At 66.3% G+C, this 730-nt stretch carries 1 protein-coding gene; it reads right to left on the reverse strand.

What is annotated here, in order from left to right:
- On the reverse strand, positions 1–730 hold a 730-nt coding region (locus VI234_RS21195; protein WP_336331230.1), incomplete at both ends, for an NAD(P)/FAD-dependent oxidoreductase.

Below are 730 nucleotides of genomic sequence, written 5' to 3' on the forward strand. Positions count from 1 at the left end.
CGGCGCGAGCGAGGTTCTCGCCGGCAACCTCGGCGGCTTGCCAGGCGGCCTGGGCCGTCGGCGGCGCGGGCTGGTCGCCGGGCTGGTCGATGAGTGCCGAGTCACCAATCGCAAAGACGTGCTCGTCGTCGGTCTGGAAGTTCCCTTCCGCGTGGACGCGGTGGTTGCGGTCGTCTTTATCGAGGTCGACATCCTGCATGCAGTCCCGGCCGGTGATGCCGCCGGTCCAGACCAGCACGTCGTAGTCCAGTTCGTCCTCGTCGCCGATGTAGACGGTCTCCTCGTCGACCTCGCCGATGAACTCGCCGCATTTAATGTTCACGTCGGCGGCTTCCAGGCGCTTGCGCAGGGCACCCTGGAGTTCGGGGTCGCTGTTGGGCAGGACCTGGTCGAGGCCTTCGACGAGGTGGATGTCGATTGGCGCGTTGTGTTCGTCGCGGAACTCGGCGACTTCGCCGGCGGTCTGGATGCCCGAGAGGCCAGCGCCGCCGATGACGACCTGCGCAGGGTCGTTCGTGGAGGCTTCGCGAGCGGCCTGCTGAATCTTGTCGTGGATTTCGAGGGCGTCGTCGAGGCTCTTGAGCGTCAGCGCGTGCTCTTCGAGGCCGTCGATGCCGAAGAAGGCCGTCTGCGAGCCCAGCCCCACGAGCAGGTAATCGTACTCGACGGTGTCAGAATCGGCGAGGGCCACTTCCTGGGCGTCGGTGTCGATACCGACGACCTCGTCCTG

Source organism: Haloarcula sp. CGMCC 1.2071, from assembly GCF_037078445.1.
Taxonomy (GTDB): domain Archaea; phylum Halobacteriota; class Halobacteria; order Halobacteriales; family Haloarculaceae; genus Haloarcula; species Haloarcula amylolytica.